Origin of the sequence: uncultured Dialister sp. (assembly GCF_900541605.1) — a bacterium.
GTDB lineage: Bacteria > Bacillota > Negativicutes > Veillonellales > Dialisteraceae > Dialister.
In genome coordinates this window covers 1-7278 of the sequence record NZ_UQKJ01000099.1, presented here as the reverse complement: position 1 = coordinate 7278, position 7278 = coordinate 1, and the positions used below count along the sequence as shown (strand labels likewise).

Genomic DNA, 7278 nt, shown 5'->3' with positions numbered 1-7278 from the left:
ATTGCATGAAAATACATGTATAATCGGACTCTGCGAATTAATCAGCGCTTCCTTAGTAGGGAGGAGTGGTGGTGCGGTGCATCAAATCTATGTAGCGTCGCGAATAATATATTTCTTCCTGAAGCCTGCACGGCAGACTTCAGAACATAAAAATGGCGGCGCTTCACAATTTGACGCGCCGCCACATCCATTCCTAATTCCTAATTCCTAATTCCTCACTATTCGCTGTTTGGGATCAAATCCTATTAAACCGTTGGGACTCACAGTCTCTGTATCGCATCCATCGCCAGCCTGGACCGTTCGCATTCGTCCCGGCCCATGGTGATCTGCCAGCAGAGGGGGCTGCCTCTCATGCACTTGGCGGCGTAGGAAAGACCGTTGGTCCGTTCGTCCAGGAAGGGGCGGTCGATCTGCTGGGGGTCTCCCAGGAGGATGATCTTTGTCCCCTTGCCGGCCCGGGTGATGATGCCCTTTGCCTGGCTGGGGGTGATGTTCTGGGCTTCATCGATGATGAGATAGGTCTTCACGATGGACCGGCCCCGGATGAAGTTCAGCGCTTCCGTCTCGATGATATCCCGGTCGAAGATTTCCTGGACCTTGTCGGTGAGGAGGGACTCATCCTCATAGCGTCCGGCTTCATCGGAGTCCAGGAGCTGTTCCAGCGCATCCACCACCGGCCGCATGAGGGGGGGGAATCTTTTCCTGTTCCGTGCCCGGGAGGAAACCGATGTCATCGTCGAACTGGGCGTTAGGCCGGGACACGATGATGCGCCGGTATTCGCCGGTGGGGTTGTTGAAGACCTTCTCCAGACCCACGGCGATGGAGTAGAAGGTCTTGGCGGTGCCGGCCATGCCCTTCACAATGACCAGGGGAGCCTTTTCCGCACTTTCCATGAGGGCTTCCTGGAGGAAGTACTGTCCCACATTCCTTGGTGTTACGCCGTAGGGACGCTGTTTGCGGTAACGGAGGGGCACCATCTGCTGTCCTTCCACCCGGCCCAGCAGGGTGACACCGGCCGATTCATCGGGGGTGAGGAGGAAAAATTCATTTTCCGTGAAAGACAGGGGCAGGGGATTTCCGTTATCATCGGTATGATACAGGAGGGAAAGGGGAACGCCGCCATTTTTGAAATCTCCCACCGAGTTCTGGGGAAGGTAAGCGTGGCCCCGGCCGGTGTAATTGGCCTCCTGCCGGGATACCTGCTCCGCTTCGAAATCTTCTGCCCGGATGGAAAGGAGCTGGGCCTTAATGCGGAGTACGATGTCCTTTGTTACCAGTATTACATCCCGGCAGGGGTCTGCCTCCTTCAAGCCTTTGCAGACCATGAGAATCCGGTTATCCGATTCATTTTCCGGCAGGTCCCGGGGAAGGGTGACATCTACGCAGTTTGTTTCCACCCGCACGGTGCCACCATTCTGGATGGGCACTCCTTCGAGCAGGTTGCCCCGCTGCCGGAGGCTGTCCAGAAGGCGGATGGCCTGCCGGGCATTGGCTCCCTTTTCGCCTTCCGCCTTCTTCAGACCATCCAGTTCTTCCACCACCACCAGGGGAATGACCACCTCATTCTCCTCGAACGCGTAGAGTCCGTAGGGGGACTGCACCAGTACATTCGTATCTACCACATAGGTCTTTTTCATGGGGATGCTCCTTCCTTACCAGGTTTTATTCTTTTTACAAAGGAAAGTATTGATCCTGTTTTTATGATACCATGAAGTTGTAAAAATAAAATCAATTCTCTGTTTGGCGGAAGAGAGGAAATATATACATCTCTTCGCCGGCTGAAATCTATGGAGGCATTTTATGGACCATTATCCTGTAAAAGTTCTCCTGGCGGCGGTCCTCTGCCTGGGAGTCACCGGCGCTGCGGAAGCATCGGACCTGCTGGGGCAGAGCTATGTATCCCTGGAATCCCTGGAGACAGGCAGCGGTTTCCGGAAGCTGCTGGTGGAAGAGGAACCATCGGAGGCTATCCGCCGGGCGGTGATTCGGGATATGGATATTCCCCGGGACCAATGGAAAGATACGAAATACAGTTACCACAGGGTGGATCTGGCGGGCGATGGGAAAATGGAGGCCCTTGTCCTTCTCCGGGGTCCCTGGACATCGGGCACCGGCGGCAGCACCCTGGCCATTCTTGTGCCCCATGGAAAAGACCGGTGGCGGGTATCCCAGACATTGACCATTATCCACAGTCCCCTCATCGCAGTGGATGGAGAAAAGGGAAAATGGAAGGATCTCCTGGTGAAACGGTATGGCGGCGGAAGCCAACCGGCCTGGGTGCGCCTGCAGTATCGGAATGGCCGGTATGAAGGGGTGAATGAAGGACAGGAAATCCATGACATCTCCTCTTTCCGGGGCACCCTCCTCTTTGCCAATGATTTCATCCTGGATGATATGACCGGCCGCTATCTGACCCTGGAGGCTGGGCCTCTTTCCTGAAATTATCCCTGCCCCTTCTGGGCCGGTTGTTCTCAGCCTATACCTTTTTTGCAATGAACACTATTAAGGCTATGCTAGTTTTGCAAAGTATACTATATTAAGGAGCAATCATCTTTTTTGCGGATACATAAAGTGGTATGATAGGAATTGTAATTCTATACGCTGTCATGAAGAAAGAACCGGAGTAAAATTCGGCTCTTCCATTTCCGAAAGGAGAATTTTCATGAATATTCATGAATACCAGAGTAAAGCCATTATGAAGGAATATGGCATCCATGTGCCGGAAGGATATCCGGCATTTACGGTGGAAGAGGCAGTGGCCAATGCAAAGCGCCTTGATACACCGGTGGTTGTTGTAAAAGCCCAGATCCATGCCGGCGGCCGCGGGGAAGCGGGAGGCGTGAAGCTGGCCCACTCCCTGGAGGAAGTGCGGAAATACGCAAAGGACCTCCTGGGGAGCATCCTCGTCACCCGGCAGACCGGGCCCCAGGGTAAGAAAGTAAACCGCCTTCTCATCGAAGCCGGTGCCCATATCAAGAAGGAATACTATATTTCCTTCCTGGCGGACCGGGAATCCCGGGGAGTGGTGATGATGGCCTCTGAATGCGGCGGCATGTCCATCGAAGATGTGGCAGCGGAAAAACCGGAAGCCATCCTGAAGGAATACATTGACCCCGCTATCGGTCTCGCCGATTTCCAGGCAAACCGCATGGCCTATGCCCTCCATATGGAACCGGCGGTGGTACGGAAAGCGGCCACCTTCATGAAGTACCTCTACAAGCTTTTTGTGGACAAGGACTGCTCCCTGGCTGAATGCAACCCGTTGGTGGTGACCGAAGAAAATGAAGTGCTGGCGCTGGATGCGAAGCTGAATTTCGATGACAGCACACTGACCCGTCATCCGGATATCATGGCGCTCCGTGATATTACGGAAGAGGACCCGAAAGAACGGGAAGCGGCGGCGGAAGGCCTGAACTACGTGAACCTGGGCGGCGACGTAGCCTGCATGGTCAACGGTGCCGGCCTTGCCATGGCGACCGTAGATATTATTAAGGAAAATGGCGGAGATCCGGCCAACTTCCTGGACGTTGGCGGCGATTCCACACCGGAAAAAATCGTGGCGGCCTTTAAAATCATGCTGGAAGGCAGCCAGGCCCACAGTATACTGATCAATATTTTCGGTGGCATCAATAAATGCGACGTCATTGCCACGGGTATTGTGGAAGCGGCAGCGGAACTTTCCGGCGGAAAAGAAGAATTCCCCATTCCTGTCATCGTCCGTCTGGAAGGACGAAATGTGGAAATGGGACGGGAAATTCTCCATAAAGCGAATATAAAGAATCTGTTCCCTGCGGCAGATATGGATGAAGGCGCCAAGACTGCCATCCGCCTGGCGAAAGAACAGCGGGAAGGAAAATGAGGAGGGGCAAATGAGTATTTTAATTCATAAAGATACGAAGGTCATTGTACAGGGCATCACCGGCAAGGCAGCCCGTTTCCATACAGAACAGATGCAGGCCTACGGCACGAATATCGTAGGCGGCACGGCCCCCGGTAAAGCAGGACAGGTGTGCAACGGGGTGCCTGTATTCAATACAGTCCGCGATGCAGTCCAGGTGACTGGCGCTACGGCGTCCGTTATCTTCGTTCCCGCTCCCTTTGCGGCGGATGCTATCCTGGAAGCGGTAGAAGCAAAGCTGGACCTGGTGGTATGTATTACGGAACATATCCCGGTGGAAGATATGGTCAAGGTGCACCGGTACATGGAAGGGAAAAAGACCCGTCTCATCGGGCCGAACTGCCCCGGCATCATTTCCGTGGGAGAATGCAATATCGGTATCATTCCTTCCCAGATTTATAAGAAAGGCCACGTAGGGGTTATCTCCAAGTCCGGTACCCTCACCTATGAAGCTACTTACCAGCTCACCCAGGCCGGCATCGGCCAGACCACGGCCATCGGCATTGGCGGGGACCCCATTAAGGGTACGGATTTCATCGATGCACTGAAACTTTTCGAAGAAGATCCGGAAACGGAAGCGGTTCTCCTGATCGGTGAAATCGGGGGCAACGCAGAAGAGCGGGCAGCAGCCTGGATCCATGAACACATGAAGAAACCGGTGGCAGCCTTCATTGCCGGCCGCATGGCACCTCCAGGAAAACGGATGGGCCACGCCGGCGCCATCATTTCCGGCGGCAAAGGCACCGCAGCAGAGAAGATTGCCGCATTGAACGCCGTCGGCATCCCGGTGGCAAAGACAGTGGCGGATATCGGAAATACGGTCATCAACCTTCTCAAGGAAAAGGGACTCTACGACGAATGCCATACCTGCTGAGAAATGGCGGCAGGTTCCCAAAAGTTTTGAAAATACCGGAGAATGGTCTTTTCCCCAGAAACCATTCGGGTTTATATCGCCCTTGGGGGCAAGACGCCGGTTCGTATAGTGACGTCTGAGGGATCCAATTTCACAGGCATGTCAAAAAACCTGTCCGGCATCATTGCCGGGCAGGTTTTTGCGCTGTGTATCAGGAATGGGGAATCCTTGGGGCGAATCATGATGCACATACCTTTTCACAGAGCCGGATGACCCGGCCTACGTAGAAGGCAGAAAATATGGTGCCCAGACCGATACCGTAAAAGGGGGTATGCCAGAGGAGGCAGAAAATCACAGTGATAGACAGCATGGACAGGTCAAAACAGTTCTTGCAGATAGAGTAGGGGTGGCAGTATACCTTGAAGACACTGGCCACAATACCGTCCACCGGTGCCACCACCAGCTGTCCACGGACCATGAGGAAGACCCCGATGCCGCTCAGCGTATTGCCTGCCAGAAGGACCGGTATTCGAAGCGACAGGGAGAAATCGACTGCCGGCAGGATCAGGCCATAGAAGTCCACTAGAAGCCCGAAAACAAAGGAAAAGGGAATTTCTGCAAGGAGAGGGAGGGATAGGTGCCTCTCTATGAGGAACTGCAGGGATACCAGTAGAATGTAAATGATCACATTCATTTCTCCGAACGTAAGACCGGTAAAAACCTGGCTCAGGGCGTAGGGAAGGGTGCTGAAAGCGGCCACTCCCAAATCGGATCGGATGTTCAGGTTAATGCCGATACAGAGGAGATTCATTCCGATGATGTACCCCAGATAACGGAAGGAAACATCCCGTTCAGATGGTTTCATATTTCAGATTCTCCTTTTTCTCCATTGTTTCCAGGCGGAACGGTAAAGCAGGATGACCAGCACCAGGGACAGCACATCTGCCACCGGCTGCGCCCAGAGAAGTCCGCTTATGCCGAAACGGTGATCCAGATAAAAAAGGACGGGAAGATAAATAATTCCCTGTCGGCTGAGATTGATAATGAGCGCTCTGCCAGCTTCCCCCATAGCCTGGAGGGCATTAAGAAAGACGTAGTAAAGGCCGAAGAAGAAACTGGTGGAAAGCAGGATTTCAGCAAAATGCAGGGCATATTCATAGGCCGTGGTATCAGTAAGAAAGGCACTGACCAGATAATCAATGAAACAGTAGCAGAAAATGGTCATCATCGTGCTCATTATAAAGGCAGAGCAGGCAGAATAAAACAGGGATTTTTGGAACCGGGTCCCTTTTCCGGCACCAATACAGTATCCGAAAAGAGGCTGCACACCCTGGCCGAAGCCGATACAGATCATGCCGGTAATCATGGTTATCTTCATGGATACACCAAATCCTGCCACTGCCATGTCTCCGTAAGTAGAAATCAGGGCATTGGAGGCAATATTGGATACGCTCATCAGCATATCCCCCAAAGAAGCAGGAATTCCGATGGAGAGGACATTTTGGAGGATATTTTCCTTCCAGGTGAAATACAGGAGTGACGGCGTAAGCATGGACTTTCCGGAATAGAGGTATTGGATATAAAATACTGCACCGGCTACGTTGCTTATGGATGTCGCCAGGGCGGCACCGGCTGCGCCCCATCCAAGGCTAAGAATCAGGACAGGATCCAGGAGAATGTTCAGGATATTGCCGACGAGCTGTCCCGCCATGGCCGTGCCTGCTCTTCCTTCGGCCCGGATAATATTGGCATAGCAGTTTGACAGCAGTACAAAAGGACCGGCCGCTGTAACAATCAAAAGATACTGCTTCGTATAGTCCCAGGTGTCCTCACTGGCACCAATCAGACGGAGTATCGGATCTGCAAACAGGAAGATAAGGATTGCAAAGACAAGCCCGGTCACTACAGCTCCCCACATGCAGAAGGAAGAAACTTTTCGAGCATAGAACAGTTTCTTTTCGCCCAAAGACCTGGAAATGACGCTGGTCCCGCCGATGCCGAAAATAGTTCCCAAAGCCATGAACATGAGAAATACAGGAGTTGCCAGGGAAACGGCGGCTACCATGAGGGCATTGTGGGTCTGGCCTACGAAGAATGTATCCGCCAGGTTATATAAAAGGACCATGAGCATAGCCGCCATGGCAGGAACGGTATTGGTGAGGATGGCCCTGGGGATAGGGGCATGGTCAAAGATTTCCAGATTGTTATTTTTTCCGGCTTCGTTCATAATCCTGCTCCATTAATCAATAGCATGGTATCAATACACGGACAATCATAGCACATCTTTCCGGAAGTGGCAATGAAATGGCAGCACAAGCCCGGTTGGGGCATACAATTGCATGTCCCGGAATTAATATTATCTGGAGGACTGCTTATAAAGCATGTAAGCGAAAATGTTCTCCCCGGTGGGTGAAAGGTAAGGGAAAATTTCTATGAAACAGTATATTTCCAACGATTTTACTGATGAGATTTTTAAGGAAGCGCTGATTAATTCGCAGAGTCCGATTATACATGTATTTTCATGCA

General features: G+C 52.5%; 7 protein-coding genes. 3 read left to right on the top strand and 4 right to left on the bottom strand.

Annotated elements, in window-relative coordinates; genetic code table 11:
- Window positions 1-260 precede the first annotated feature (260 nt).
- Together QZR21_RS07175 and QZR21_RS07170 are read right to left on the bottom strand one after the other, a co-directional pair.
- On the bottom strand, window positions 261-671 hold the full coding sequence (locus QZR21_RS07175; RefSeq protein WP_296974633.1) for a PhoH family protein: 411 nt from the start codon (window positions 669-671) through the stop codon (window positions 261-263).
- Complete coding sequence (locus tag QZR21_RS07170; protein ID WP_296974630.1) at window positions 637-1638, bottom strand: PhoH family protein; 1002 nt, start codon at window positions 1636-1638, stop codon at window positions 637-639. The genes QZR21_RS07175 and QZR21_RS07170 overlap by 35 nt, the downstream gene beginning before the upstream one ends.
- Before the next feature lie 163 nt (window positions 1639-1801).
- Here QZR21_RS07170 and QZR21_RS07165 point away from each other — a divergent pair, with 163 nt between their 5' ends.
- The 3 genes from QZR21_RS07165 to sucD all read left to right on the top strand — a co-directional run bounded on the left by QZR21_RS07165 (window position 1802) and on the right by sucD (window position 4773).
- Window positions 1802-2440: a hypothetical protein gene (locus tag QZR21_RS07165; RefSeq protein WP_296099202.1), complete on the top strand. Its 639-nt coding sequence runs from the start codon at window positions 1802-1804 to the stop codon at window positions 2438-2440.
- A gap of 223 nt (window positions 2441-2663) precedes the next feature.
- Window positions 2664-3860, top strand: coding sequence for an ADP-forming succinate--CoA ligase subunit beta (sucC, locus tag QZR21_RS07160; RefSeq protein ID WP_296099204.1), 1197 nt, complete (start codon window positions 2664-2666; stop codon window positions 3858-3860).
- A gap of 10 nt (window positions 3861-3870) precedes the next feature.
- Window positions 3871-4773 carry a succinate--CoA ligase subunit alpha gene (gene sucD / locus QZR21_RS07155; RefSeq protein WP_296099206.1) on the top strand — a complete coding sequence of 301 codons (903 nt, stop codon included), beginning with the start codon at window positions 3871-3873 and terminating at the stop codon, window positions 4771-4773.
- A 217-nt stretch (window positions 4774-4990) separates the two neighbouring features.
- Here sucD and QZR21_RS07150 read toward each other — a convergent pair whose 3' ends face one another.
- Complete coding sequence (locus QZR21_RS07150; RefSeq protein ID WP_296099208.1) at window positions 4991-5617, bottom strand: YitT family protein; 627 nt, start codon at window positions 5615-5617, stop codon at window positions 4991-4993.
- A gap of 3 nt (window positions 5618-5620) precedes the next feature.
- Window positions 5621-6979, bottom strand: coding sequence for an MATE family efflux transporter (locus QZR21_RS07145; RefSeq protein WP_296099212.1), 1359 nt, complete (start codon window positions 6977-6979; stop codon window positions 5621-5623).
- Between the last annotated feature and the right edge of the window lie 299 nt (window positions 6980-7278).